Annotated in this window: 27 protein-coding genes and 4 tRNA genes; 5 read left to right on the plus strand and 26 right to left on the minus strand. The window is 63.1% G+C overall.

The window, feature by feature from the left end; all coding sequences use genetic code 11:
• The first annotated feature begins 8 nt into the window (after positions 1-8).
• From Q0718_RS02000 to Q0718_RS02015, 4 genes are read left to right on the plus strand one after another with little or no spacing between them, the layout of a single operon-like run.
• Complete coding sequence (locus tag Q0718_RS02000; RefSeq protein ID WP_298912698.1) at positions 9-1,004, plus strand: cysteine synthase A; 996 nt, start codon at positions 9-11, stop codon at positions 1,002-1,004.
• A complete protein-coding gene (locus Q0718_RS02005; RefSeq protein ID WP_298912702.1) occupies positions 992-1,768 on the plus strand; it encodes a rhodanese-like domain-containing protein in 777 nt (258 codons plus the stop codon). Before Q0718_RS02000 ends, Q0718_RS02005 begins: the two co-directional genes overlap by 13 nt.
• Positions 1,765-2,910: a cystathionine beta-lyase gene (gene metC, locus Q0718_RS02010; protein ID WP_298912704.1), complete on the plus strand. Its 1,146-nt coding sequence runs from the start codon at positions 1,765-1,767 to the stop codon at positions 2,908-2,910. The genes Q0718_RS02005 and metC overlap by 4 nt, the downstream gene beginning before the upstream one ends.
• Positions 2,894-4,105 carry a hypothetical protein gene (locus Q0718_RS02015; RefSeq protein ID WP_298912708.1) on the plus strand — a complete coding sequence of 404 codons (1,212 nt, stop codon included), beginning with the start codon at positions 2,894-2,896 and terminating at the stop codon, positions 4,103-4,105. Before metC ends, Q0718_RS02015 begins: the two co-directional genes overlap by 17 nt.
• Positions 4,106-4,112: 7 nt before the next feature.
• Here Q0718_RS02015 and Q0718_RS02020 read toward each other — a convergent pair.
• The 20 genes from Q0718_RS02020 to Q0718_RS02115 all read right to left on the minus strand — a co-directional run bounded on the left by Q0718_RS02020 (position 4,113) and on the right by Q0718_RS02115 (position 18,859).
• Positions 4,113-4,189: transfer RNA gene (locus tag Q0718_RS02020), tRNA-Arg, on the minus strand.
• Positions 4,190-4,206: 17 nt separating this feature from the next.
• Complete coding sequence (locus Q0718_RS02025; protein ID WP_298912711.1) at positions 4,207-4,512, minus strand: ETC complex I subunit; 306 nt, start codon at positions 4,510-4,512, stop codon at positions 4,207-4,209.
• A gap of 57 nt (positions 4,513-4,569) precedes the next feature.
• A complete protein-coding gene (locus tag Q0718_RS02030; RefSeq protein WP_298912714.1) occupies positions 4,570-6,498 on the minus strand; it encodes an ATP-binding protein in 1,929 nt (642 codons plus the stop codon).
• 70 nt (positions 6,499-6,568) lie between these two features.
• Positions 6,569-6,645, minus strand: a tRNA-Pro gene (locus tag Q0718_RS02035).
• Between the two features lie 47 nt (positions 6,646-6,692).
• The gene (locus Q0718_RS02040; protein WP_298912717.1) at positions 6,693-7,160 is read right to left on the minus strand and encodes a DUF192 domain-containing protein; all 468 of its coding nucleotides are present in this window, start codon (positions 7,158-7,160) and stop codon (positions 6,693-6,695) included.
• Between the two features lie 69 nt (positions 7,161-7,229).
• A tRNA-Glu gene (locus Q0718_RS02045) sits at positions 7,230-7,304 on the minus strand.
• 94 nt (positions 7,305-7,398) lie between these two features.
• Positions 7,399-9,156 (minus strand): single-stranded-DNA-specific exonuclease RecJ, encoded by a 1,758-nt coding sequence (gene recJ, locus Q0718_RS02050; RefSeq protein ID WP_298912720.1) that lies wholly within the window; start codon positions 9,154-9,156, stop codon positions 7,399-7,401.
• A complete protein-coding gene (gene glpX, locus Q0718_RS02055) occupies positions 9,153-10,115 on the minus strand; it encodes a class II fructose-bisphosphatase (protein WP_298912724.1) in 963 nt (320 codons plus the stop codon). Before glpX ends, recJ begins: the two co-directional genes overlap by 4 nt.
• A gap of 55 nt (positions 10,116-10,170) precedes the next feature.
• The gene (locus tag Q0718_RS02060; RefSeq protein WP_298912726.1) at positions 10,171-11,415 is read right to left on the minus strand and encodes an LL-diaminopimelate aminotransferase; all 1,245 of its coding nucleotides are present in this window, start codon (positions 11,413-11,415) and stop codon (positions 10,171-10,173) included.
• The gene (locus Q0718_RS02065; protein WP_298912728.1) at positions 11,412-11,753 is read right to left on the minus strand and encodes a hypothetical protein; all 342 of its coding nucleotides are present in this window, start codon (positions 11,751-11,753) and stop codon (positions 11,412-11,414) included. Before Q0718_RS02065 ends, Q0718_RS02060 begins: the two co-directional genes overlap by 4 nt.
• A 53-nt stretch (positions 11,754-11,806) precedes the next feature.
• Positions 11,807-12,841, minus strand: a complete 1,035-nt coding sequence (gene argC / locus Q0718_RS02070; protein WP_298912730.1) for an N-acetyl-gamma-glutamyl-phosphate reductase — start codon at positions 12,839-12,841, stop codon at positions 11,807-11,809.
• Positions 12,842-12,913: 72 nt separating this feature from the next.
• Positions 12,914-13,417, minus strand: a complete 504-nt coding sequence (rpsI, locus tag Q0718_RS02075) for a 30S ribosomal protein S9 (protein WP_366523781.1) — start codon at positions 13,415-13,417, stop codon at positions 12,914-12,916.
• A gap of 4 nt (positions 13,418-13,421) precedes the next feature.
• Entirely contained in the window at positions 13,422-13,892 is a 471-nt protein-coding gene (rplM, locus tag Q0718_RS02080) for a 50S ribosomal protein L13 (RefSeq protein ID WP_298912733.1), read from the minus strand.
• 157 nt (positions 13,893-14,049) lie between these two features.
• Positions 14,050-15,078, minus strand: coding sequence for a COX15/CtaA family protein (locus Q0718_RS02085; RefSeq protein ID WP_298912735.1), 1,029 nt, complete (start codon positions 15,076-15,078; stop codon positions 14,050-14,052).
• Between the two features lie 76 nt (positions 15,079-15,154).
• Positions 15,155-15,231: transfer RNA gene (locus Q0718_RS02090), tRNA-Pro, on the minus strand.
• 77 nt (positions 15,232-15,308) lie between these two features.
• Positions 15,309-15,836: a MerR family transcriptional regulator gene (locus Q0718_RS02095; protein ID WP_298912738.1), complete on the minus strand. Its 528-nt coding sequence runs from the start codon at positions 15,834-15,836 to the stop codon at positions 15,309-15,311.
• Positions 15,837-15,866: 30 nt separating this feature from the next.
• Positions 15,867-16,190, minus strand: a complete 324-nt coding sequence (locus Q0718_RS02100) for an integration host factor subunit alpha (protein WP_298912741.1) — start codon at positions 16,188-16,190, stop codon at positions 15,867-15,869.
• A 76-nt stretch (positions 16,191-16,266) separates the two neighbouring features.
• A complete protein-coding gene (locus Q0718_RS02105) occupies positions 16,267-17,235 on the minus strand; it encodes a beta-ketoacyl-ACP synthase III (RefSeq protein ID WP_298912744.1) in 969 nt (322 codons plus the stop codon).
• A complete protein-coding gene (plsX, locus tag Q0718_RS02110) occupies positions 17,232-18,284 on the minus strand; it encodes a phosphate acyltransferase PlsX (RefSeq protein ID WP_298912747.1) in 1,053 nt (350 codons plus the stop codon). Before plsX ends, Q0718_RS02105 begins: the two co-directional genes overlap by 4 nt.
• A gap of 38 nt (positions 18,285-18,322) precedes the next feature.
• Positions 18,323-18,859, minus strand: a complete 537-nt coding sequence (locus Q0718_RS02115) for a ubiquinol-cytochrome C chaperone family protein (protein WP_298912750.1) — start codon at positions 18,857-18,859, stop codon at positions 18,323-18,325.
• Positions 18,860-18,972: 113 nt separating this feature from the next.
• On the opposite strand from Q0718_RS02115, the gene bamE reads away from it, so the two are divergent.
• Positions 18,973-19,473 (plus strand): outer membrane protein assembly factor BamE, encoded by a 501-nt coding sequence (gene bamE, locus Q0718_RS02120; protein ID WP_298912753.1) that lies wholly within the window; start codon positions 18,973-18,975, stop codon positions 19,471-19,473.
• Between the two features lie 6 nt (positions 19,474-19,479).
• Here the strand turns inward: bamE and thiL are convergent, their stop codons facing one another.
• From thiL to nrdR, 6 genes are read right to left on the minus strand one after another with little or no spacing between them, the layout of a single operon-like run.
• Positions 19,480-20,379, minus strand: coding sequence for a thiamine-phosphate kinase (gene thiL, locus Q0718_RS02125; protein WP_298912755.1), 900 nt, complete (start codon positions 20,377-20,379; stop codon positions 19,480-19,482).
• A complete protein-coding gene (gene nusB / locus Q0718_RS02130) occupies positions 20,376-20,909 on the minus strand; it encodes a transcription antitermination factor NusB (RefSeq protein ID WP_298912757.1) in 534 nt (177 codons plus the stop codon). Before nusB ends, thiL begins: the two co-directional genes overlap by 4 nt.
• Positions 20,906-21,343 carry a 6,7-dimethyl-8-ribityllumazine synthase gene (gene ribH, locus Q0718_RS02135; RefSeq protein ID WP_298912759.1) on the minus strand — a complete coding sequence of 146 codons (438 nt, stop codon included), beginning with the start codon at positions 21,341-21,343 and terminating at the stop codon, positions 20,906-20,908. The genes nusB and ribH overlap by 4 nt, the downstream gene beginning before the upstream one ends.
• A 4-nt stretch (positions 21,344-21,347) precedes the next feature.
• Positions 21,348-22,490, minus strand: coding sequence for a 3,4-dihydroxy-2-butanone-4-phosphate synthase (ribB, locus tag Q0718_RS02140; protein ID WP_298912761.1), 1,143 nt, complete (start codon positions 22,488-22,490; stop codon positions 21,348-21,350).
• Positions 22,487-23,101, minus strand: coding sequence for a riboflavin synthase (locus tag Q0718_RS02145; protein WP_298912763.1), 615 nt, complete (start codon positions 23,099-23,101; stop codon positions 22,487-22,489). The genes ribB and Q0718_RS02145 overlap by 4 nt, the downstream gene beginning before the upstream one ends.
• Before the next feature lie 3 nt (positions 23,102-23,104).
• Complete coding sequence (gene nrdR, locus Q0718_RS02150) at positions 23,105-23,566, minus strand: transcriptional regulator NrdR (RefSeq protein WP_298912766.1); 462 nt, start codon at positions 23,564-23,566, stop codon at positions 23,105-23,107.
• Between the last annotated feature and the right edge of the window lie 223 nt (positions 23,567-23,789).

Genomic DNA, 23,789 nt, shown 5'->3' on the forward strand with positions numbered 1-23,789 from the left:
GACGCGCCATGATCGCCAATTCCGTCATCGACCTTATCGGCAACACGCCGCTTCTGAAGTTGCAGGACGCCTCCAAGATGACGGGGTGCAACATCTATGGCAAGGCGGAGTTCCTCAATCCCGGCCAGTCGGTCAAGGACCGCGCGGCGCTCTGGATCGTGCGCGATGCGGAAACGCGCGGCGCATTGCGACCGGGCGGCGTCGTCGTGGAAGGTACGGCGGGCAATACGGGCATCGGCCTGGCCATGGTCTGTTCCGCCCTGGGCTATCGCTGCAAGATCGTCATCCCGCGCACGCAGAGCCAGGAAAAGAAGGACGCCATCAAGCTGCTCGGCGCGGAACTGGTCGAAGTTGATGCCGTACCCTACGCCAATCCGGGGAACTACGTTCACGTTTCGGAACGGCTCGCCAAGGAACTGAACGAAAGCGAACCCAACGGCGCGGTCTGGGCCAACCAGTTCGACAACACCGCCAACCGGCAGGCCCATGTCGAAAGCACGGCCGAGGAAGTCTGGGCGCAGACGGACGGCAAGGTGGACGGGTTCGTCTGCGCGGTCGGGTCCGGCGGCACGCTCGGCGGCATGTCGATCGGGCTGAAGCAGAAGAACCCGGACATCCAGATCGGCGTGGCCGACCCTTACGGCTCCAAGATGTTCGCCTATTACGATCATGGCGAGCTGGAAACCGAAGGCAATTCCATCACCGAAGGGATCGGCCAGGGACGGATCACCGCCAATCTGCAAGACATCGCCGTCGACCGCGCCTACCGCATCAGCGACACGGAAGCCCTGCAGATCATCTTCGAGCTCAATCAGCTGGAAGGCATCTGTTTGGGCGGGTCGTCGGGGATCAACATCGCGGGGGCGATCCACATGGCTCGCGAGCTCGGTCCGGGCCATACCATCGTGACGATCCTGTGCGATTACGGGCAGCGTTACCAATCCAAGGTCTACAATCCGGAATTCCTGCGGGAGCGTGACCTGCCGGTTCCGTGCTGGCTGTGACGCTGTCGGTCGACGCCGACCGCCACGCGGATGGCTACGTGCTGGCCGAAGCGAGCTGGGCGATGCCGGGCCGCGAGGAGCCCTTCGATCCCTATCTGCGCGACACCGCTCTCAGCATCGACACGCAGGCCATCAAGGCCGCGCCGGTGGGCGAGCGTCTGGCCGTCAGCGCCGCCATGTTCGGCAAGGCCGGACTGGACGGCACCGAACCCGTCGCAGTGTATGACCGGGTCGGATTGTTTTCCGCGCCGTGGATCTGGTGGCTGTTGCGATCGCACGGCTGTGACGCTGCTCTGGTCGAAGGATGGGGCGAGACCCGGCTCGACCCGCCGCTCGCGCCGCCAACCCAATTTCTGCCGACCCGTGATGCGGGCCTGATGAATGCAAATCGTGATGAGGTTCTCGCCGGGATCGGCACCGGTGTGCAGATCGTCGATGCCCGCCCGGCTGGGCGGTTCGCGGGGGAGACGCCCGAACCGCGGCCCGATTGTCGCGCCGGCCACATCCCCGGCAGCGTGAACGTTCCGTTCGGCCAGCTGAAAAGCGGTCGGCGCTTCCATGCGGCGAACGATCTTCGCGCTCTTTTCGACGACAAGACGATCGATCTGTCCCGACCGATCATCACGACGTGCGGATCGGGCGTGACGGCGTCGGGGCTTGCCTTCGCGCTGACGCGGTGTGGTGCGAAAAACGTGAAAGTCTATCAGGGATCGTGGGCGGAGTGGGGCGTGGACCCGGACTTGCCTGTCGAAACCGGATCATGACGCATCGACGCACGCGTTTCGCGCATCTGGGCCGTCCGGAGCCGACACTCGCCACACCGGTCAATCACCCCGTCGAGCGGGCGTCGACGCTGTTGTTCGACAAGTCCGAAGACCTCTACCGTAGCGATTTGCGCGGTTACGGCCGTCACGGCAGCCAGGTCCACGACGCATTGAAACGCCTCTTCGTCGATTTGGAAGGCGGTGCGACGGCGCAGCTCTACCCGTCCGGGGTCATGGCGTGCACTCAGCCGGTCTTGAGTTTCGTGCGTCCCGGCGATCATGTGCTTCTGACGGACAGCGCTTACGGCCCGACCCGATTCTTCTGCCAGACCTTCCTGAAACAGATGGGTGTCGAAACGGAGCTCTACGATCCGCGCATCGGCGCCGGGATCGAGGCGCTGATCCGGGACAATACGGCTGTCGTTCTATTGGAAAGCCCAGGCTCGCTCACTTTCGAGATTCAGGACATCCCGGCGATCAGTGCGGCGGCGCGCAAGCGAGCCGCCGTGACGATCGTGGACAATACATGGTCGGCCGGGCTGACCTGCAACCCGCTCGCGCTTGGCGCGGACATCACAACTCATTCGGCGACCAAATATTTCGGCGGGCATGGCGACCTGCTTTACGGCGGCGCGATCTGCGCGTCCGAAGATCACGGTTCGACACTGGCTTTGACGGCGAAGCAGCTCGGTGTCGCCAGTTCGCCGGACGACGCCTATCAGGTGCTGCGCGGTTTCCGCTCCGTCTCGGCACGGTTTGCACAGCAGGAGCGCACGGCCGAGGCCTTGGCGCGTTGGCTGGCGGACCGGGATGAAGTCCGGCAGGTTTTGCATCCCGCTCTGCCCTCCCATCCGGACCATGCACTCTGGCGGCGCGACTTTTCGGGCGGTGCCTGCCTGTTCGGTGCGGTCCTGGCGCCTGGGCCCGTCGTTCAGGTCGATCGCTTCATCGACGCGCTGCGCCTGTTCGGGGTCGGTTTCTCCTACGGAGGCTTTGAAAGCCTCGCCATCCATTGCGATCCGCAACTCAAGCGCAAATTCGGCGAGCCGTTCGAAGGCCCGCTGGTTCGCTTCGCCTGCGGGTTGGAACATCCCGACGACCTGATTGCCGATCTGGAACAAGCGTTTGCGCAATATTCTTGATGTCGTTTGGACGCTGGCCAAACTGGTCCTGATCGCCGGGCTGATCGCGCTTGGATCCTGCACGATGGCGCGGACCCTGTTGAAACAGGCACCAACCGAACTGCCCGAAGGTTGGCAGCCGGACCCGCGCGCGCTACTGCCGGAAGAACTTGCGCGTTCGCTTTTGCAGACGGAGATCTACGGCGATCTGTCGCTTGTGCCCGGAATCGCCGTCCGGTCCTCCGCCGTCCTGTCCGGCAGCGCGGTCGAGGGTCTGGGCACATTGACGCAATGGCAGCTGAAGATCGGATACGGCGCTGCGGAACGCAGGGTGGACCTTGTCCTGGTGATGCCGAACGCCCACCCGTCGGCCCCCGTCATCCTGTCGCAGAACTTCTGCCCCAATGACGATGTCGTGCCGTTGCCGGGCGTTGCATACCCTTCGGACAGTTCGTTCGATTGTGCCGGCGGCGGCCTGTTCGGATCGCTCATGACCGGCATATTCGGACGCTATATCGTGACGCCGCCGCTGCAGACCATACTGGAACGCGGTTACGGATTCGCCGCGCTCTACCCGTCCCAACTCATCCCGGACAGCGCCGAGGACGGCATGGCTGTGCTGGATGCGATGTTTCCAGCGGCAGACAATCGTCCCGGCGCGCTGGCCGTCTGGTCGCAACTCTTCGGCATCGCGGCCGAACTGATCGAAGAAGAACAGGGTTCGCGGCCCTTCATCGCCTACGGGCATTCGCGTTTCGCCAAAACGGCGTTGCTGGCAGGCGCTTGGTCCGACCGGATCGACGGCGTGATCGCGCATCAGAGCGGAACGCTCGGCGCCTCTTCGGTCGACGACGAAGACGGCGAACCGGTCTCGGCTCTCTTATCGTCCTATCCGCATTGGGCTGGCCCAGGTCTGGAGCGTCATGCCGGCAACCCCTCCGCCTTGCCCGTCGATCCCGCCGATCTTCTGAACATGCTTGGCGACAAGCCCGTCCTGCTCGGCAATGCGCGGCGCGATGTCTGGTCGGATCCGTGGGGCGCATTCAAGGAAGCCAAACGGGCTTGGGGCGAGGATTTCACCGCCGCGCGACCCGGCGATTTCGATCCGGCCGCCCGCAAGGCCTATTGGCTGAGGCCGGGAACGCACGGCGTGGTCAAGGAAGACTGGCCGGCCTTTCTCGCTTTCCTCGACGCGCATTTCGGCAAGGCGCAATAGCGGAAGATGGCGACCCCGGGAGGACTTGAACCCCCAACCTGCAGATTAGAAGTCAGCTGCTCTATCCAGTTGAGCTACGGGGCCGGTCTTCGCGCGTGCGCCTAATGCGTCCAGGGAAGCTTGCGGTCAAAGGAGAAATTGTCGGAATAGGCGCGCGGGATGCGTTTGGGCTCCTGCGAGCCGTGCACGCGGTGCGGGATGTCGTTGGCCTTGGCATAGGACACGGCCTCTTCCAGCGTGTCGAAGGTCATGCGGATCTGTTCGCGCGTGTCGGTCGAGACCGCATTGCCGGTCAGCGGATCGATGGCGCGCGGTTCGTCGGTGTCGAATTCCAGGATCCAGTGATGCGTCCGCGCACGGCCCGAGCTCATGGCGGATGGGCGGGGCCTGTAGATCTTCGCATACATGGACACGGCGATATAGGCGCGGCCGGACCTTCGCAAGACGGCAGTTTCGCGCGCCGCTCAATTGTTGCGGTGGAACGCGTCGTTCAGTTTCTGTTTGACGCTGCGCGGATCGTCCTTGCCGGTTTCGGGCGCGGCAGCGCGCAATTGCGACCGTATCGCTTCGAAATCCGTCGTGTTGCGTCGTTTGACATCTTTCTGCAGCGAAGGCGCCGCCGCCACTTTCTGGGCGAGCGTCGTCTGGGGCGGCATGGCGGGCGATCCGGCTCCGCGCGAAGCGGCCGCGATCGGCGTCTTGCTGCGCCAGCGGGCATAGACGGATTTCATCATGTCCGGCGTCGCCTGGTCCTTCGACCAGAGGCCGGTAAAGGATGCACTGGAACTATGCGGCCGGTACTTCTCCGCCAGCGTGTTGAGCAAGACCCGCATCGGCATGTTGACCGCTTCGCCGAACACCATCGCTTCGGCCGTTCCGAGCGAGGGCAGGAAGTCGAGCAGGTCCGCCGCGCCTTCCGGGACGGCCGCCTTGACGAAATTCTGGTCGACCTCGTTCGACAGACGCATCGAGAACACGGTGGAGCATTGCGACAAGGTGCTGGGTTCCAGCTCCGAAGGGCGCTGCGAGATGATGCCCAGCGATACGCCGTATTTCCGGCCTTCCTTGGCGATGCGCGATATGATGCGGCGCGTCGCATGAAAGCCCTGGCTCGGATCGCGCGGAATGTACCGGTGCGCCTCTTCGCAGACCAGCAGGATCGGGATCTTGCGGTTCGACCACATCGCCACTTCGAACGCCAGACGGCTGACGACGGAGACGACGATGTTCAGCATTTCCGACGGGATGGACGAGAAATCGAGGATCGAGATCGGCTTGCCGTTGACCGGCAGGCGGAAGATGCGGCCGACGATTTCGTCGATCGGCCGCGGCATCGCCTGGTTGCGGAAGATGAAGGCGTAGCGCGGATCGCCCATCAGGGTGGCGATCCGGCGGTTCAGCCGTTTGTAGGGCTGGAGATTGGAATTGTTTTCCAGCTTGCCCATCTCGTGGTTGAGGATCTTGAGCACGTCATGAATGCGGTACGGCACCGGGCTGTCCAGCGTGATGTGCGTGGCGCGTTGCAGTTCCGCTTCCAGATCGTCCAGCTTGACCTGCGCGCTGACGTCGCCGCTTTGCAACGAACGGTCGTAAAGCCGTTTCGCCGTCAGGATGACATCGTTGAGGATTTCCTCTTCCTCGCGCGAATGGTCTTCGATCTCGGAGGTCAGCAAGGCGACGGTTTCGACGAAGTCGAACATCCACAGCGGCAGGTCCAGCGTTTCTCCGGTGATGACTTCCGCCCATCGGCCGAAGCTGCGGGAATATTCGTTGTGCGGGTCGAACAGGACGATATGCCCCGCCGGGTTGGTCTGCAGCACGGCTTGCAGGATCAGGGCGACCGCACAGGACTTGCCCGACCCCGTCGAGCCGATGATCGCGAAATGCTTGGACAGCATGTCGTCGGTCCGGACGCGCGCGACGATCGACGGATCCTGCTGCATTCGCCCGATCTCGATGGTGGGGACGTTCTCCTTGCTGAAGATCAGCTGCAGATCGGCCGGCGACATGGTGTAGACGGGCTCGTTCAGCACGGGGAACGTCCGCACGCCCCGGAAGAACTTGGTCTGGCGCGTGGTCGGGTTGGTGGTGATCTCGCCCAGAATGCTCATCCGGGCCAGGCAACCGTCGCTCATGCCTTCGTCGTCGACAGCTTCGATTTCCAGCGATGTCACCATGGCGACGACGATCGACGCGCTGGTCAGGATCTTCAGGATCGTGCCGATCTGCGCGAGCTGCAGACGGCCGTCGCGGATCAGGGACTTGTTGATGGAGATCACGGCTTCCGACGACCCGACCGTGACGATCCGGCCGATTTCGACCTGCGCGACGGACCGCTGAACGTTACCGGCGGGCACGGCCGCCTGCCCCTGTCCCATATGGTTTGGAATCATAGCCTCGCCTCTTCGCGCCAGTGACTAAGACGGAAGGCGTTAAGACGGGCTTACAAGTCGTGATGATGTCTGGTCGGGGAGACTGGATTCGAACCAGCGACCCTCTGTTCCCAAAACAGATGCGCTACCAGGCTGCGCTACTCCCCGTTCCAGACTGAGCGGCTCATAGCCGCTCGGCGCACAAGCGCAAGCGTCTAACTGCCGAAAAACGGATGCACGACGATGTCGCCCGGCTTGATGCCGAGTTCGAGCGCCCGCCCGCCTTTCAATTCCACCACGCTGGCCACCACGGCTTCCGAACTGGCCGAGCGCAATTTGTAGGGTTGCGCCATGTGCTCGATCTTCAGGATCTTGCCGTTGGAGCGCACGAACAGGATGTCGAGCGGGATTGCCGTATTCTTCATCCAGATGGTGGATATCTTGGGTTCGTCGAACTCGAAGATCATGCCTTCATCGTCGCCCATCGCGTCGCGCCACATCATGCCGCGCGCTTGCTGGTCCAGCGTTTTGGCTTCTTCGACCATGAAGACGTGTTCCCCGTTCTCCGACTGGATCGTCAGCGGAACCGGATCGCCGAATTCAACCATGTCGTCCTGCGCGGTCTGCGCAAGCGCAGGTGCGGCGGCAAGGGCGAAGATAGCGGTCAGGAACAGGCGTTTCATGGCGCAAGCCTGTAGCCAAGCGGGAGCGGCCTGTCAGGTCGAAATCGCATCAGGGGAAGGAAAAGCAACTGGCAGTCCCTAGGGGAATCGAACCCCTCTTTCCAGGTTGAAAACCTGGCGTCCTAACCGATAGACGAAGGGACCACGCAGTTGCGAGCCGCCATATATGAAAGTGGGTCGGGGCTTTCAAGCGGAAAAAGTCGCCGCGCGCCCGACTATTTGCAGCGCGATTGCCGGATCAATCCGCCCACGCCATGTCCGTCAGATGGAAATCGGCGCGGGTCTGGCCCTTGTAGCGATTGCTCTTGACCTGCCCGAGCAAGTGCACCCGTCGCTCCCCAGCTTCGAGCAAAGCCAGTCCCAGATCGGTTTCGTCGCCCCGAAACAGGATACCCGATAGGCGGTCGCCGCCGCGCCCTTCGGCCGTGAACCGGACATGGCCGCCATTCAGGCGATTCGCATAGACGATCTTTACACCGGACACGGCGAACGCCGGGCGTGGGTTCATCGGACCATAGGGTCCGGCCGCTTCGATCTTGCCGAGCAGATCCGGCGTCACGCCGCCGGCCGACAGCGCCATATCGGCCTTCGCGACCGGTGCGGCGCGAGCCGTCGCGACATCCGGGGACAAGCGGTCCTCGATCCAGTCGGTGAATCGCGGCAAGGCTTCCCGCCCGATCGTCAGACCGCCCGCCATGGCGTGACCGCCGCCGGATGACAGCAATCCCGATTTCTTCGCTTCGACCAGAGCGGACCCCAGATCGACGCCGCGAATGGACCGGCCGGATCCCTTCCCCGTGCCGTCATCGTCGATGCCGATGACGATGGCGGGCTTTTCGAACCTGTCCTTGAGGCGTCCCGCGACGATGCCGATCACGCCGGGATGCCACCCTTCCATCGACGCCACGATGACGGCACGGTTGGCCTGGCGTTCGGCCTGTTCGATGGCGCCACGCAGCATGTCGTCCTGCATGGCGCGGCGATCCCGATTCAGACGGTCTAGCTCGTAGGCGTGGGCCGTGGCGATCGCCTGATTATCCGTCGAGAGCAGCTCCGCGCCCATTTCGGACCGGCCGATCCGGCCACCGGCATTGATCCGTGGTCCCAGAACGAACCCGAGATGGTAGGTCGTATAGGGCGGCGCCGTATTGGCGATGGCCGACAAGGCATTCAGCCCTGCGATCCCCTGCCGGTCCATGACCTGCAATCCCCGTTTGACCAGCAGCCGGTTGAGCCCGGTCATGGGCACCACGTCGCACACCGTGCCAAGGCCGGCCAGGCCGAGCAGTTCGCGGATGTCCAAGCGCGGATCGAGTCCGCGACGCTTCGCTTCGCGGTTCAGGGCAACCACCAGCATGAAGGTGACGCCGGCCGCCGCCAGATGGCCGAGCCCGCTTGCGTCGTCGGGCCGGTTCGGATTGACGATCGCGGCCGCCGGCGGCAATCCGTCCATGAGGTGATGATCCACGACCACGACGGGCAGGTCGAGGTCGGCCGCCCCTGCCAGGGCCTCGTGCGCCGCCGCGCCACAGTCCAAGGTCACGACGAGATCCGTGCCGTCCGCCTTGAGCGTTTCGAACGCCTTGACCGACGGGCCGTAACCGTCGCGGACCCGGTCGGGCACATGCAGGCCGAACGTGTAATCCAGCCCCCGCCCCCATCGCATCATCTGGGCCGCCGACGTGCCCCCATCGACGTCATAGTCCGAAAACAGGGTGATCTTCCGGCCAGCCTGCAGAGCATCGAGGATCAACGAAGCGGCCTTGTCCATATCCGTCAGAACGGACGGATCGGGCAGATCGGCCTTGAGCGTCGGATTCAGATAACGCTGCGCCGCCTCGCCAGCCACGCCGCGACCGGCCAGAAGCGCGGACACGACACGGTCGCACCCCGACACCTGTTGGAAGGCCTCGATGGCGGCGTCGTCGGTGCGCGTCTCCCACCGTCGGCCGAGAATGGACCGCTCGACCCCCAGCAAGGGGCGCGGCTCGTTCATCCTGTCTCGCCGGGACCGTAGGGCCGGGACGAGCGGAGCCTCTGCACCGCATTGTCGACGGAATTCATGACGAGCGTGTGCGTTTCGGCACGGCCGTTCCGGATCTTCACCCCATCGAGCAAGGATCCCTGCGTGACGCCTGTCGCGGAAAAGATGGTCGGACCTGCCGCCAATCCTTCCAGATCGTAGACCGTGTCCAGATCGTCGATGCCGACGCGGCGCGCCCGCGCGACTTCGTCGTCATTGCGGAAATGCAGGCGGCCCTGCATCTGGCCGCCGATGCAACGCAGGGCGGCCGCGGCGAGAACGCCTTCCGGCGCGCCGCCTTGGCCGATATACATGTCCGTCTGGGTGTCCGGGTCCGTCGTGCTGATGACGCCCTGCACGTCGCCGTCCGTGATGAGGCGGACACGCGCATCGATGTCGCGCAAGCTATCGACGATGTCGGTGTGGCGGGACCGGTCGAGCACGCAGACCGTCACGTCGCTCGGCCGGACGCCCTTGACCTTGGCCAGACGCTTCACATTGTCTGCCGCGCTGTCGTTGATGTCGATCGTGCCGTCCGGATAGCCTCGGCCGATGGCGATCTTGTCCATATAGACGTCGGGCGCGAACAGCAGCCCGCCCTTGGGCGCGAACGCCATGACGGCCAGCGCATTGGCCATGGCCTTGGCCGTCAGCGTCGTGCCTTCCAGCGGATCCAGAGCGATGTCGATTTCCGGCCCTTGGCCGGTGCCGACTTCCTCGCCGATATAGAGCATCGGGGCTTCGTCGCGTTCCCCTTCCCCGATCACGATGCGGCCGCGGATCGCCATGGCGTTCAGGCCTTGGCGCATGGCATCGACCGCCTTCTGATCGGCGGCCTTTTCACGGCCGCGGCCCACCATCTCGGACGCGGCGATGGCCGCCTGTTCCGTCACCAGTGCGGCCTGCACGGCCAGGGCTGCATTGAATTCCATAATCTTCACCGTTCTTCGTATCGTTCCAAGGGATGCCGCGCGGGCGGCAGGTCATTCATGATGCGGGCATATTATCCATGGTGCGCAGGGCACCGGCATCGCCTTGCAACATGTGCCTGATGTTGCGCGCGGCCTGCCGGATGCGTTGTTCGTTCTCGACAAGGGCGATCCGGACATAGCCTTCCCCGTTTTCACCGAAACCGACGCCGGGCGATACCGCCACGGACGCGTCCTGCATCAGTAGTTTCGAGAACGCCAGCGACCCCATGGATCGGTAGGCGGGCGGCAGTGGCGCCCAGGCGAACATGGACGCGTCCGGAGCCGGGATCGTCCAGCCCGACCGCCCGAAGCTTTCCACCAGCACGTCCCGGCGCGCCTTGTAGGTCGCCCGGGCCTGTTCGACCGGATCCTCCGGCCCGTCCAGCGCCGCACAGGCGGCCACCTGTATCGGCGTGAAAGACCCGTAGTCGAGATAGGACTTCACCCGGGTCAGCGCGGCGATGAGCCTTTCGCTGCCAACGGCGAAACCCATGCGCCATCCGGCCATGGAATAGGTTTTGGACAAGGAGATCGTCTCGACGGCCAGAATGTCGTGTGCCCCGGGCACTTCGAAAACGGACCGCGGCGGGTCGGCAAAGTAGATTTCCGAATAAGCCAAGTCCGACAAGACGATGATATCGTTGGCTTTCGCGATCGCGACGATTTCCTCGTAGAAGGACAGGTCGCAGGTCATGCCGGTCGGGTTGGACGGGAAGCAGACGACGATCGCGAGGGGCGGCGTGTCGGCTTCGGCCAATGCCGCTTTCACGCCGGCCAGATAGTCTTCGGCCGTTATGGCGGGGATGGCCTTGATCTCGGCACCCGCGATGATGAAGCCGTAGGCGTGAAGCGGGTAGGATGGATCGGGGGCATAGATGATGTCTCCCGGTGCCGTGATCGCCTGTGCCAGATTGGCGAAGCCCTCCTTGGATCCCATCGTGGCGATGATCTGCGTCTCCGGGTCGAAACTCACCCCGAACCGGCGTTCGTAATAGCGGCCGCAGGCCTGTCTCAGGCCCTTGATGCCGCGCGATGCGGAATAGCCCGTGACCTTGGGCTTGCGCACCGTCTCGACCAGCTTGTCGATGACATGGCCGGGCGTCGGCAGATCGGGATTGCCGAAGCCGAAATCGATGATGTCCTGCCCCGCGGCGCGCAGTTCGGCCTTCAGCTTGTTGACTTCGGCGAAGACGTAAGGGGGAAGGCGCTGGATGCGATGAAATTCGTCCCGAAACACCTTGTCGGGGTTGGGCCAGTTCATTGAGGGTCGTCCGCCTTGTAGGCGCTGGCCGCCGCCTTGGCGCTTTGGAAGCGCCGGTCGAATTCGGCCGGGTCCAGCGGCGGAACGCTTTCGGGCGCGTCGTCGAGATCGTAGAGTTCCAGCATGCGGCGCGCCGTGACGTCCCAATCCTGCGCCGTCCTGACGTCCGTGGGAATGGCCTGCGTTTCGTCGACCCGGGGGAAACTGCGCTCCAACTGCGCGATGTCCTGCTCGAAGTCGGATTCGCCCATGAACTCGACGTCCGGCAGATCGACGGACGCGCAGGCGCCGAGCGGCGAAAGAAAGGCTGCTATCGCGAAGGCGTACCGGAGTCTCATGGCGGCCGAGTAGCGCATAATGCCGGGCCAGCCTACCCCGCCCTTGGCTTAAACTATGGAAACAGGGGCGCAGCGCCCAGTCCCAGCGTTTCGTCCCATCCCTGGACCAGATTGTAGTTCTGGACCGCCTGGCCGCTCGAGCCCTTGGTGAGGTTGTCGATGACGCAGATCAGGATCGCCCGGCCGGGTGCACGGTCTTCGAACACACCGATCCGGGCCTGGTTCGAGCCGCGCACATGCCGTGTTTGCGGCACCTCGCCTTCCGTCAGGACATGAATGAAAGGGGCTGATTCGTAACGTTTTTCATAAAGCTTGCGCAGTGCGGACACAGACATGCCCTCGGCCAGTTCCATGTAACAGGTCGCGATCATGCCGCGGTTCATCGGCAACAGATGCGGCGTGAAGCTGAGAGGCGAGGCGTGACCGGACCGGCGCAGTTCCTGCTCCATTTCGGGCGCATGGCGGTGGTTACCCACGCCGTAGGCCTGCGCGCCGTCGGACAGTTCGGAAAAGTGCAGACCTAGGGTCGCCTTGCGGCCCGCCCCGGTCACCCCTGTCTTTGCATCGACGATGATCGTCCGGTCGAGGAAAGCCCCGGCCTGGACGCCGGGCAGCAAGGCCAGAAGCGTGCATGTCGGAAAACAGCCGGGACAGGCGATCAGCCGCGCGCCCGGCAATCTGTCCCGGGCAAATTCCGTCAGTCCGTAGACCCGGTCCGATAGAAGGTCGGGTTGCGTGTGCGGCGACCCGTAGACGGTCTCGAACAGCGCGGGGTCGTCCAGTCGGAAGTCCGCGGACACGTCGATGACCGTCTCCACCTGTTCCAGCGCCCGCGCGATGGCGGCTTGACCTGTGGAGTGCGGCAGGCAGGAAAAGACCACATCGACTTCCGACAGGTCGATGGCGTCCAGAGTCTGCGTCTCAGGCAGATCATGGCCGACGAAATTGTCGAAGACGCGGCTGTAGGGCTCGCCCGCACGTCGGTTGGCGGACAGAGCCTTGATGCGGATGTTCGGATGGGACTGGAGCAAGCGCACCGCTTCGGCGCCGGTATAGCCGCTTGCTCCGAAAATGGCGGCGTTCTTCATGCGAGCCTCCAAACAAAAAGGCGCTCCGGATGATCCCGAAGCGCCTTGAAGAGCCGTAAATGGCCGTCTTGTCTAGCGTTTCGAGAACTGGAAGCTCTTGCGCGCTTTCGCCCGGCCATACTTCTTGCGCTCGACGACGCGCGAATCGCGCGTGATGAACCCGGCCGCCTTGAGCGGACGACGCAAAGCAGGCTCGTAATAGGTCAGCGCCTTGGTGATACCGTGGCGCACGGCCCCGGCTTGGCCGGACAGACCGCCACCCTTGACAGTGGCCGTCACGTCGTAGCTATCCACGCGGTCGGCGACCTGGAAGGCCTGAGCGATGATGAGGCGCAGCACGGGCCGCGCGAAATAGGTTTCCTGATCGCGACCGTTGATCATGATTTTGCCGGAGCCCGGCTTGATCCAGACGCGGGCGATGGAGTTCTTGCGTTTGCCGGTTGCATAAGAGCGGCCGTGCTCGTCGATCTTGGGATCGGGAAGCGGAATGTCCTGGGCCGCTTCGGCGCCCTGGTCTTCCATGGCGGCCTTGAGGTCTTCGAGGCTCGTGGCAACGACAGTGTCCTGGTCGGTCATTGTCTTAGGCTCCCTTGACGTTTTTGCGGTTGGCGGACTTCCAGTCCACCGTGACGGGGTTTTGCGGTCCGTGCGGATGCTCCGCTCCGGCATAGACGCGCAAGTTGGAGAGTTGCTGGCGCGCGAGGGGCGATTCCTTGGGCAACATGCGCTGCACGGCCTTGCGCATCACGCGGTCGGGAAAGCGTCCGTCCAGGATCTTGGCCGGGGTGGTTTCCTTCAGCCCGCCCGGGTGACCGGTATGGCGGTAATAGACCTTGTCCGTGAGCTTGTTGCCCGTGAACTTCACCTTGTCGGCATTGATGATGATGACATTGTCGCCGCAATCGATGTGCGGTGTGTAGTCGGGACGGTGCTTGCCGCGCAGGCGCAGGGCTACGAAACTGGCGAGACGGCCGACGACGGCGTCTTCGGCGTCCACGACGATCCAGGTCTTTTCGACCTCCGCCGTCTTGAGAAATTTAGTCGTCTTCATGGTGACCTCGGAAATAACGAAAGGCCCGCGCTGTGGCGGACCTTCCGGAAAAAGGATTGGGCGCGACCTACAGAGCGCCCACCGACCCGTCAAGACTCGCATGCATGATTCAGGCTTTAAATGTCCATAGCTTTCAATGCATTACAGAAACGGTATTTCAATACCGTAACTCTTTGCGACGATAGAGCATCCAGACCGAAGCGATGAAGACGAGGATCGAACTGAACTGGTGCAACAGCGACAGGTTCAGCGGGGCGACAGCCAGCAAGGTCCAGATGCCGAGCGCGACCTGCCAGATCAACAGGGCGCCGAGCACGATGACCGGAAGCTGCATGGACGGTTTTCGCAGAAGCCGGAATGCCAGGACCGCGAACACGCCCAGTAGCAGATAGGCAAGCATACGGTGATTGAACTGGATCGCCGCGGCGTTTTCGAACAGGTTGCGCCAGACTGGCTGCTGGAACCAGTAGCCGGAGGGTATGAGCCGTCCGTCCATCAACGGCCAACTATTGAAGGTCTTGCCGCTGCCCGTGCCCGCCACGAAGGCCCCGGCGATGATTTGCAGGAAGACCAGACCGAGAAAGAGGGGCGCGAGCCAACCGGCCCTTCGGCCGACGACCGGACGCCAGCCGCGACGGCCATCCATGAACAGCCAGATCAGCAATCCCAGAATGACGAAGGCCATGCCCAGATGCGTGGCGAGCCTGTACTGGCTGACCGACACCATGCCGTCTTGCAGGCCGGAATAGACCATCCACCATCCGATCGCGCCCTGCAGGCCGATCAGCAGCAGGACAGCGAACAGATGCAGCCCCCTGCCCCGCGGCAACCGTTTGGACACGAGCAGGATCAGGAACGGCACCGCGAAAGCCATGCCGATGATGCGGCCGAGCTGCCGGTGCGCCCATTCCCAGAAATAGATGAAGCGGAACCCATTCAGATCCATGCCGGGATGCTCGGCTTCGAATTCGGGAATCTGCTTGTAGCGTTCGAATTCGGCGATCCAGGCCTCCTGCGACAGGGGCGGCAGCGCGCCGCTAATCGGCGCCCATTCCGTGATTGACAGGCCCGAATTGGTCAGCCGCGTCGCCCCGCCGATGACGATCATGGCGACGACGAGCGCGATCATGAAACCCAGCCAAGCCGTCACCCATCCAGGCGTCCGATGATCGAAGGAAACTGACATGGGCCTCATATAGAGGAAGCGGCGGAAAACGGGCTGCGACAATCGCAGCCGGATCGTCGGAAAAATACGATGCGAGTGGTCGGAGTAGCAGGATTCGAACCTGCGACCCCACGCCCCCCAGGCGTGTGCGCTACCGGACTGCGCCATACTCCGTCCGCTCGTGGAGGCGGCCTATACGCAGAGGCGCACGGACCTGCAAGAGCGCAAACGCGGGGCGAGCATCACGCCCTTCAGCCGGATGTATCGAAGTCCGTCCAGCTATCGCGCAGCGATTTCAGCCGTGACAAGGCGCTCTCCAGCCCTTCCACGTCCGCATCGGACGGCTCGGACGCCTCAGGCTTTTCGGGAACGGGCGGCTTGGGCTTGACGATTTCGGCAACGATCGGCGGAGCGGCTTGTACGACCTGGGGGGTCTGACCGGTCTCGATCCGGTCCGGTACGAGCGGCATGTCCGTCAGGTCGCGCTCGCGCGACGCCTGCTCGACGGATCGGCCGAGTTCGATGATCCGCTCGGATCCGCTTTTGGCGATCAGTTTCTGGACATCCTTGATCGGGTGCTTTTCGTCATGCAGCAAGGTCTTGATGCCGCGCAGGAATTCGATGTCTTCAGGACGGTAGAAACGCCGTCCGCCGCCCCGCTTGATGGGCGTGATCTGCGAGAATTTGGATTCCCAGAAGCGCAAGACGTGCGGCTGGAGGCCCAGTTCGTCTCCGGCTTCGCTGATGGTCCTGAAGGCGCGTGTCGTCTTGGCTCGCATGGATGGGTTCCTGTTGCGAATCAGACCTTATCACCGTTTGGGGCTAAGTGCCGAATCGACCCTTTCACGCAAGACCTGGCTGGGTTTGAACACGAGGACGCGCCGCGGCGTGATCGCCACTTCGACGCCCGTTTTCGGGTTGCGTCCCACCCGTTCGTTCTTGTCTCGAAGCAGGAAGGTGCCGAAGCCGGCCAGCTTGACGTTCTCGCCGTCCAGCAGCGCGCCGGATATGTGACCGATCACGGATTCGACCAGGTCGGATGAGTCAGAGCGTGACAGACCGATTTCACTATAGACCGCTTCGGCTAGATCGGCGCGCGTGACGGTTCCCCTGTTGACGGTTTTGCTACCCATGGTGGACCTTAAAGCAAATGGTGACGCGGGATAGCAAGGCGAAAGTTCGATTGATTCGGCGAAAAGGGTTTCACTTTCAGTAGCGAAGCAGGCATGCGCCCCAGGTGAAACCGCCTCCGAAGGCTTCGAGCATGATGCTGTCGCCCCTCTGGATGCGCCCGTCCCGGACCGCCGCATCCCAAGCCAGAGGCACGCTGGCGGCCGAAGTATTGGCATGCTCGGCTACGGTCGAGACGACCTGTTCGGGGCGCAGTTTCAGCTTTCGGGCCACGGCGACGAGGATGCGCTGATTGGCCTGGTGCGGAATGAACCAGTCGATCGACGGCACGTCCTGCCCCGCTTCTTCGGCACAAGTGCGGATGATGCCGGCGATGTCGGTCACGGCATGCTTGAAAACGGCGTTGCCCAGCATCCGCAGCTTGCCGACCGTCCCGGTCGCGGACGGGCCGCCGTCGACATAAAGCATATCCTTGTGCGCGCCGTTCGACCGTATGACGGTGTGGATGATGCCGCGGTCCGGATCGTCTGCGGCCTCCAACACGACCGCCCCCGCCCCGTCGCCGAACAGCACGCAGGTCGAGCGGTCCTCGAAATCGAGAATGCGTGAAAAGGTTTCGGCGCCGATCAGCAGGATGCGGTCATGCGCGCCAGACCGGATCAGGGCGTTCGCCGTGTGCATGCCGTAGAGAAACCCGCTGCAGACCGCTTGGACATCGAATGCCGCGCCGTGAGTCATGCCCAGGCGATGCTGGATCATTGTGGCCGTCGACGGAAAAGTCAGGTCGGGTGTGGATGTCGCGACGAGGACGAGGTCGAGATCGGCCGGGGTCAAGCCTGCGTTTTCAAGGGCTTTGCGCGCGGCCTTGAAGCCAAGATCGCTCGTGGTTTCGTCATCGGCCGCGAAATGCCGGCGCTTGATGCCTGTGCGTTCGCGGATCCATTCATCGGAGGTTTCAAGGCCCATGCGGTCCGCGAACTCCGCATTCTCCACGATCCGTTCGGGCAGATGACTGCCGATCCCGGCGATGACGGCGCGTCGTGTCATGTGATGAACCCGATATTGTCGTCTTCGTCGTGCAGCGCGTCGAGCCGCGCATCAATGGCGTGCATGAAATCGGTTTCGGCCAGACCGATGGCGATGTTGACCGCGTTGGCGAAACCGACGCGGTCCGTGCCGCCATGGCTCTTGATGACGATGCCGTTCAGGCCCAGGAAGACGGCCCCGTTGACACGCCGCGGATCGATCCGGTGCTTGAGCTTGAAAAGGGCGTAAGCGTTCAGGCTGGCCGTGATCTTGGACCAGATATTGCCCTGTAGCGCCTCATTGAAGAAAGTGCCGATCAGCTTTGCCGTGCCCTCGGCCGTCTTGAGCGCAACATTGCCGGTGAAACCGTCCGTAACGATGACATCCGTGCGACCGGTGGATATGTCGTTGCCTTCGACATAGCCGACATAGTTGAGGCCGAGACGGCTTTGCGAGAGCCGCTCATGCGCGGCGCGGATCACGGCGTTGCCCTTCTGATCCTCTGTGCCGACGTTCAGCAGCCCGATCGACGGATTCGCCGATTTGTGGATCGCCTTGTAATAGGCTTCGCCCATGACGGCGAATTCGGTCAGTTGCGCCGGATCGACGTCGATATTGGCACCCACATCCAGCACGACGCAAACGCCGTCCTGCTTCGGCCAGGTCGCTGCCAAGGCAGGTCGCTGCACACCCTGTTTCATGCGCAGCTGCAACTTGCTCATGGCCATAAGCGCGCCCGTGTTCCCGGCAGAGACGGCGATTTCGGCCCGACCGGCCTTGACCGCGGCGATGGTGTTCCACATCGAGCTGTCCTTGCCTCGGCGCAGGGCCTGGGACGGCTTGTCGTCCATCGAGACGACCTTGTCGGTATGGACGATCTCGCAGCGCTCGCGCGTCTGCGGCGCCTTGGCGAGTATCGGTTTGATCTTGGCGCTGTCGCCATGCAGCAGGAAACGCGCGCGCCGGCCCTTGCCCGCATGCGTCAGGAAATACTCCAGTCCCTTGACCACCATATCGGGCGCATCGTCGCCGCCCATCGCATCGACCGATATGACCAGACCGTCCAGCATCCGGCCGCTATAGTCCCCGCATCCCGGCAGTCATAGGGTTAAAGCTCTGGAAAATAGAAACGGCCGGATGTGATGTCCTCCAGACGCGTCTGTTTCAGGTCGCGTGACCATTGCACGGCATAAGCCGCGATCTTCCGGGCGAAATCCTGGTGCGCATCGTCAGTGTCGGTCAAGCGAAGCGATTGCGCCAACACGTCCACCGCATCGGGTCCGGTCAAGGCGTCCGTATAGGTTTTCAGCCGGTCGTAGAAATGGCCGATCATCGGCTTGATGCGCTTCTTGACCCCCGTATCGCCGATGGCTTCTTCGCGCAGGGCGATCTCGAAATCGTCCTTCATTTCGTCGAACATCGCTTGCGTCAGCAATCGTCCGTCCTCGCCTTCGGACCTCAGCCGTTCCATCAGAACCGCCATGTGCAGGCTGATCGCATCGATGCGGCCGTCATAATCGTCGGCGAAGCGGCCGGACCCGAAGAAGCCGGGTTGGCGGGCCTGTTCCAGCAGGCGGAAATAGATGCGCCTACCGTCGCGCCGCTCCGGCAGGTCCCGGCCCATCAACCGGCCAAAAAGCCCCATATTACGCCTCCGTCATCTACCGCGCGCCATGCTTGCACCGCGTCGGCGCTTTGGCTAGGGCAACGCGACTTCGGGCGCCCTTCGATTTGAGCGGCCTAAGGGAGAGACGGTCCATGCGCAATTCGGTTGCAACCATCCTGTTGGCCAGCGGGCTCGTCCTCGCCGGGTGCAATCCCATCCTGAGGACGCATGGCTACGTGCCGACGGCCGACGCCAGGCCGCAGGCGATCAATCCGGATTCCGACACCAAGGCGAGCGTGCTGGCCGCGCTGGGCAGCCCGTCGGTCCAAGGCACGTTCGACGAGGAAGTCGAGGAAGACACTTGGTATTACATCAACCAGGTCCGGGAGCGGTACGCCTATCTTCGCCCGCAGATCCAGGACCAGTCCGTCACTGCGATCACCTTCAATCCGGACGGACAGGTCACGCGCGTGGCCGAATACGGCATCGAGGACCGCCGAATCGTGGACTATAGCGACCGCGAAACGCCCACGCGCGGACGCGAACTGTCGGTGCTGGAACAGGTCTTCGGGACGATCGGCCGCATCCCGGTCGACCGGATCGGCGGCGGCCAGCAGCAGGATGTCCCGGGCGGCCCAGGCGGTCCGCGCTAGGGCGACCTAGTCGAGCTTGTGCGTATAGCCTTGCGGGGCCACCGGTTCGCCGTTCACCCTGATGCCCTCGCCCGCAATGACCTCGCCGCACAGAGTGACCGGCAATCCGATCGCTTTCGCCGCTTCCCGGACCGGTTTTTCGAAGTCCGGATCCGCCGTGAATAGCAACTCGTAATCGTCGCCGAAGTCCTTGCCTGCGACGCAGTCCCCTTTCAGGTTCAAGGCCACCCGGCTGGCAGTGGCGATATGGCGCGCATCGATCAGGATGCCGTCCGAAATGTCGGCGCAGGCCGAAGCATAGCGGCGCAATGGCTTGCGGAATGCAAAACGCGGTTCGGGGCGCAGATAGGCTTCCTCCGCCAGATGCAACAGAGACGGGTCGTGACCGCGCGCGCGGCCTTCGACGAATTCCAGGCCTATCTCCGCCAGACCCAGTTCTCCGGTATGCCAGACCTGATGGCCGGGCCGTGCGCCTGAGCGCGTGACCATGTCGCCGGCCGGCACGTGCCCGAACACCGTCGCGCTGGCGACCAGCGGCCCCGTTCCAGACGTCGTATCGCCGCCCAGGATCGGGCAATCGAAGGCACACTGCGCATCGCTGAGACCCTGCACGAAGCCGCGCAGCCATTTCGGGTCGCGGTCCTTCGGCCAGCTGACGTTGAGCATGTAGCCGACCGGCCGGGCGCCCTTGGCGGCCAGGTCAGACAGAGCCGTGCGCAGGAGCCGTTCCGAAAAGCCGCCGCCGATCCGGCCCATTGGGAAATGAACGCCTTCGACCATCGTGTCGGATGAAACCACCAGGTCCTGACCGTCCGGGATCTGCAACAGCGCCGCATCGTCCATGAGGCCAAGCCCGCCAGGACCCGCTAGCGGACGCAGCAGCGCGATGAAGTCCGCCTCGTTCAAGAAGCGGCCTTATCTTCAGGCTTGGGATTTCTCGATCTGGAGCCGTCCGGTCCGGGGCTCTCAAAAGCCGGCAATCCGAACTCGGTTGAGCGCACCGATTTGGCGATCCTGTCGAGCACGGCATTGACCATGCCCGGTTCCTTGCCGTCGAAGAAGTCGGACGCGATGGCGACATATTCGTCGATGACGACCAAGCCGGGCACGTCGGGGCGTTTCAGGGTTTCGTAGACGGCGGCACGCAATAGCGCGCGCAGCGTCATGTCGAGGCGGCGAAGCGGCCACTTTTCAGGGAGTTGCGCGTCTAACTTCGAGTCGATTTCGGCCTGTTCGCGGATGACCCCGTTGACGACATCCTCGAAAAACGGCTCGTCCGCCGCGACCATGCCGTCTTCGTCCTCGAAACCGAACCTGTGGTTCAGGAACTCGAAGATAACGGGCTTTGACGTCGCGCCGGTCAGGTCCATCTGGTAGAGGGCCTGCACGGCCGACAGGCGAGCCTGGCGCCGCAGTTTCGGGGTCGCGCCGCTCATTTGACCTGGCCTTTCCGAAGATCGTCGCGCAGGCCGACCATCCTCATTGCCGCACGGGCCGCGAAGCCGCCCTTGTCTTTTTGCGATCCATCCGCCCGCGCGATGGCTTGGCCTTCATTCTCCACCGTGATGATGCCGTTGCCGATGGCGAGCTTGCGATCCACGGCCAAATCCATGAGCGCGCGCGCGCTCTCCTGGCAGACATAGTCGTAATGGGTGGTTTCGCCACGGATGACGCAACCCAGCGCGACGTAGGCGTCGAACCCGGCATCGGCATCTTCGGCGTAGCTGATGACGTGAGGGATTTCGAGCGCTCCCGGCACGGTCATCGTCATGACATCCGCACCGCTGTCTTCGAGGGCGGCCATGGCGCCGGCCAGAAGCATGTCGGAAATATGCTCGTAGAAGCGAGCTTCGATGACCAAGACTTTCATCGGCTCAGGTCCGCGTGTTCGCGAGGGGGTGGAGGCCGACGATCTCCAGATCGTAGGCGTCCAGGCCGATCAGCTTGGGCATGGTGTTGGACAGCAAGGTCATCTGGTGGACGCCCAGATGGGTCAGGATCTGCGCCCCGACGCCGTATTCGCGCACGGTCTGTTCCTTGCGGTCGATGGTGGATTTGTGCGCGCCAAGCCGTTCCAGCAGCGAATCGATCGAGCCTTCCCGGATCAGCACCAGCACGGCGTGGCCGTCATGGTCGGCCAGCACCTTCATCGCGTCCCAGATCAAACCGGAGCGCGGACTGTCCTCGGACAGGATGTCGCCCGCGAAATCGATCTTGTGGACCCTTACCAGGCTGGGATGTCCGTCGCGCGGTTCACCCCTTGAAAGCGCGACATGCTCCTTGCCGTCGAGCAGGTTGCGGTAGACGTGGATGCGGAAGTCGTCGCCGCGCTGCGAGGTGAAGTCGGACGTCGCCACATGCTTGACGAAATGGTCGCGTTCCAGCCGGTGCGCGACCAGGCTCTCGATGGTGCCGATCTTCAGGCCGTGGAATTGCGCGAACTTTACCAGATCGTCGAGCCGCGCCATGGTGCCGTCATCGTTCATGATCTCGCAGATCACGGCGGACGGGTTCAGCCCGGCCAGGCGGGAGATGTCGACGGACGCCTCGGTGTGGCCCGTGCGGACCAGCACGCCGCCTTCCTTGGCGATGATCGGAAACATGTGACCGGGGCTGACGATGTCGTCGGCGCGGCTGTCCGGATCGATGGCGACCTGGATGGTGCGCGCACGGTCGCCGGCGCTGATGCCGGTGGTCACGCCCTCGCGGGCCTCGATGGATTGGGTGAAGGCGGTCTCGAAGCGCGACGCGTTGTCGACGCTCATGTTCTTGAGGCCGAGTTCGTCGGCCCGCTGCGGCTCCATTGCCAGGCAGATCAGGCCGCGGCCGTGCTTGGCCATGAAGTTGATGGCATCGGGCGTGGCGAACTGCGCCGGGACGATGAGGTCGCCTTCGTTCTCCCGGTCTTCCGCATCGACCAGAATGTACATCTTGCCATTGCGGGCATCGTCGATGATCTCTTCAGGCGTGGCGAGATTGTAGACGTCCTGGAAGGTGGCTTCGTTCAATTGGGTCAAACCGCATCTTTCATATGCTTGAGATAGCGGGCGACATAGCGGGCGATCACGTCGATTTCCAGATTTACATCGTCGCCCGGCTGTAATGTCCCGAGCGTCGTCATCTCCGCCGTGTGCGGGATGATATTGAGCATGAACGCCCCGTCGCCAACGTCGTTGACCGTCAGGGACACGCCGTCGATGGTTATGGAGCCCTTGGGCGCGATGGCGAAAGCGAACGTGTCCGGCACGGCGATCCGGAACTGCACGGATCCGGCGACCGGTTCGCGAGCAAGGCACTGCGCGGTCGTATCGACATGGCCCGTGACCATATGACCGCCCAGCTCGTCCGCGCCGGTCAGGGCGCGTTCCAGATTGATGCGGTGGCCGACTTTCCAATCGCCCAAAGTCGTCTTCGACAGGCTTTCGTCGGAGACGTCGAAAGCATACCAGTCCGGGCCTTTCTCCACGACTGTCATGCACGCTCCGGCATGGGCGATGGACGCGCCGATATCGATCGTGTCCGTGTCATAGGCCGTCTTCACGACCATGCGCGTGTCGCCCCATTCCGAGCCAGAGCCCCGCCTGACATCATGGAGGATGCCGATATCGGTAATGATGCCGGTGAACATGGCCTAGCTTTCGTCGCCCAGCTTCTCGGATGCGATGAACTGCCCGAAATCCTCGGTCGCACGGAAATCGCGGTAGACGCTGGCATAGCGGACATAGGCGATCTTATCGAGTTCGGACAGGCCCTCCATCACCAGCTCCCCGATCTGGCTGGACGTGACATCCGCCTGGCCGGACGATTCCAACTGCCGCACGATGCCGGACACCATCTGATCGATCCGGTCTTCGTCGATCGGGCGCTTCTGCAGCGCGATACCGACGGACCGCATCAGCTTGTCCCGATCGAACGGCACGCGTTTCCCGGTATTCTTGATGACCATGAGATCACGGAGCTGAACCCGTTCGAACGTCGTGAAACGCCCGCCGCATTTCACGCAGAGCCTGCGGCGGCGCACGGCGGTGCCGTCCTCCGCCTGCCGGGAGTCCTTCACTTGGGTATCTTCGCCTGAGCAGAACGGGCAGCGCATGCGCCATCACATAGGGCAAGGCTGTAAAAGTTGCAAAGCCACGAAATTGCGGCGTGTTCGTTATATAAAACGGCGCCGGGCGGCTTCAGAGCAGGACATCAACGAAACTTATAAGTGGCTTTGGGCGCCATGCATAAAAGCAAAGGAGCATGAGGCAATAATCTTAGACCATTGAATTATAGGTGTTTTGAGTTGCTGTCATTCACACAGCAATGGTGGTGCA

This window comes from uncultured Algimonas sp. (genome assembly GCF_947498175.1).
Taxonomy (GTDB): domain Bacteria; phylum Pseudomonadota; class Alphaproteobacteria; order Caulobacterales; family Maricaulaceae; genus Litorimonas.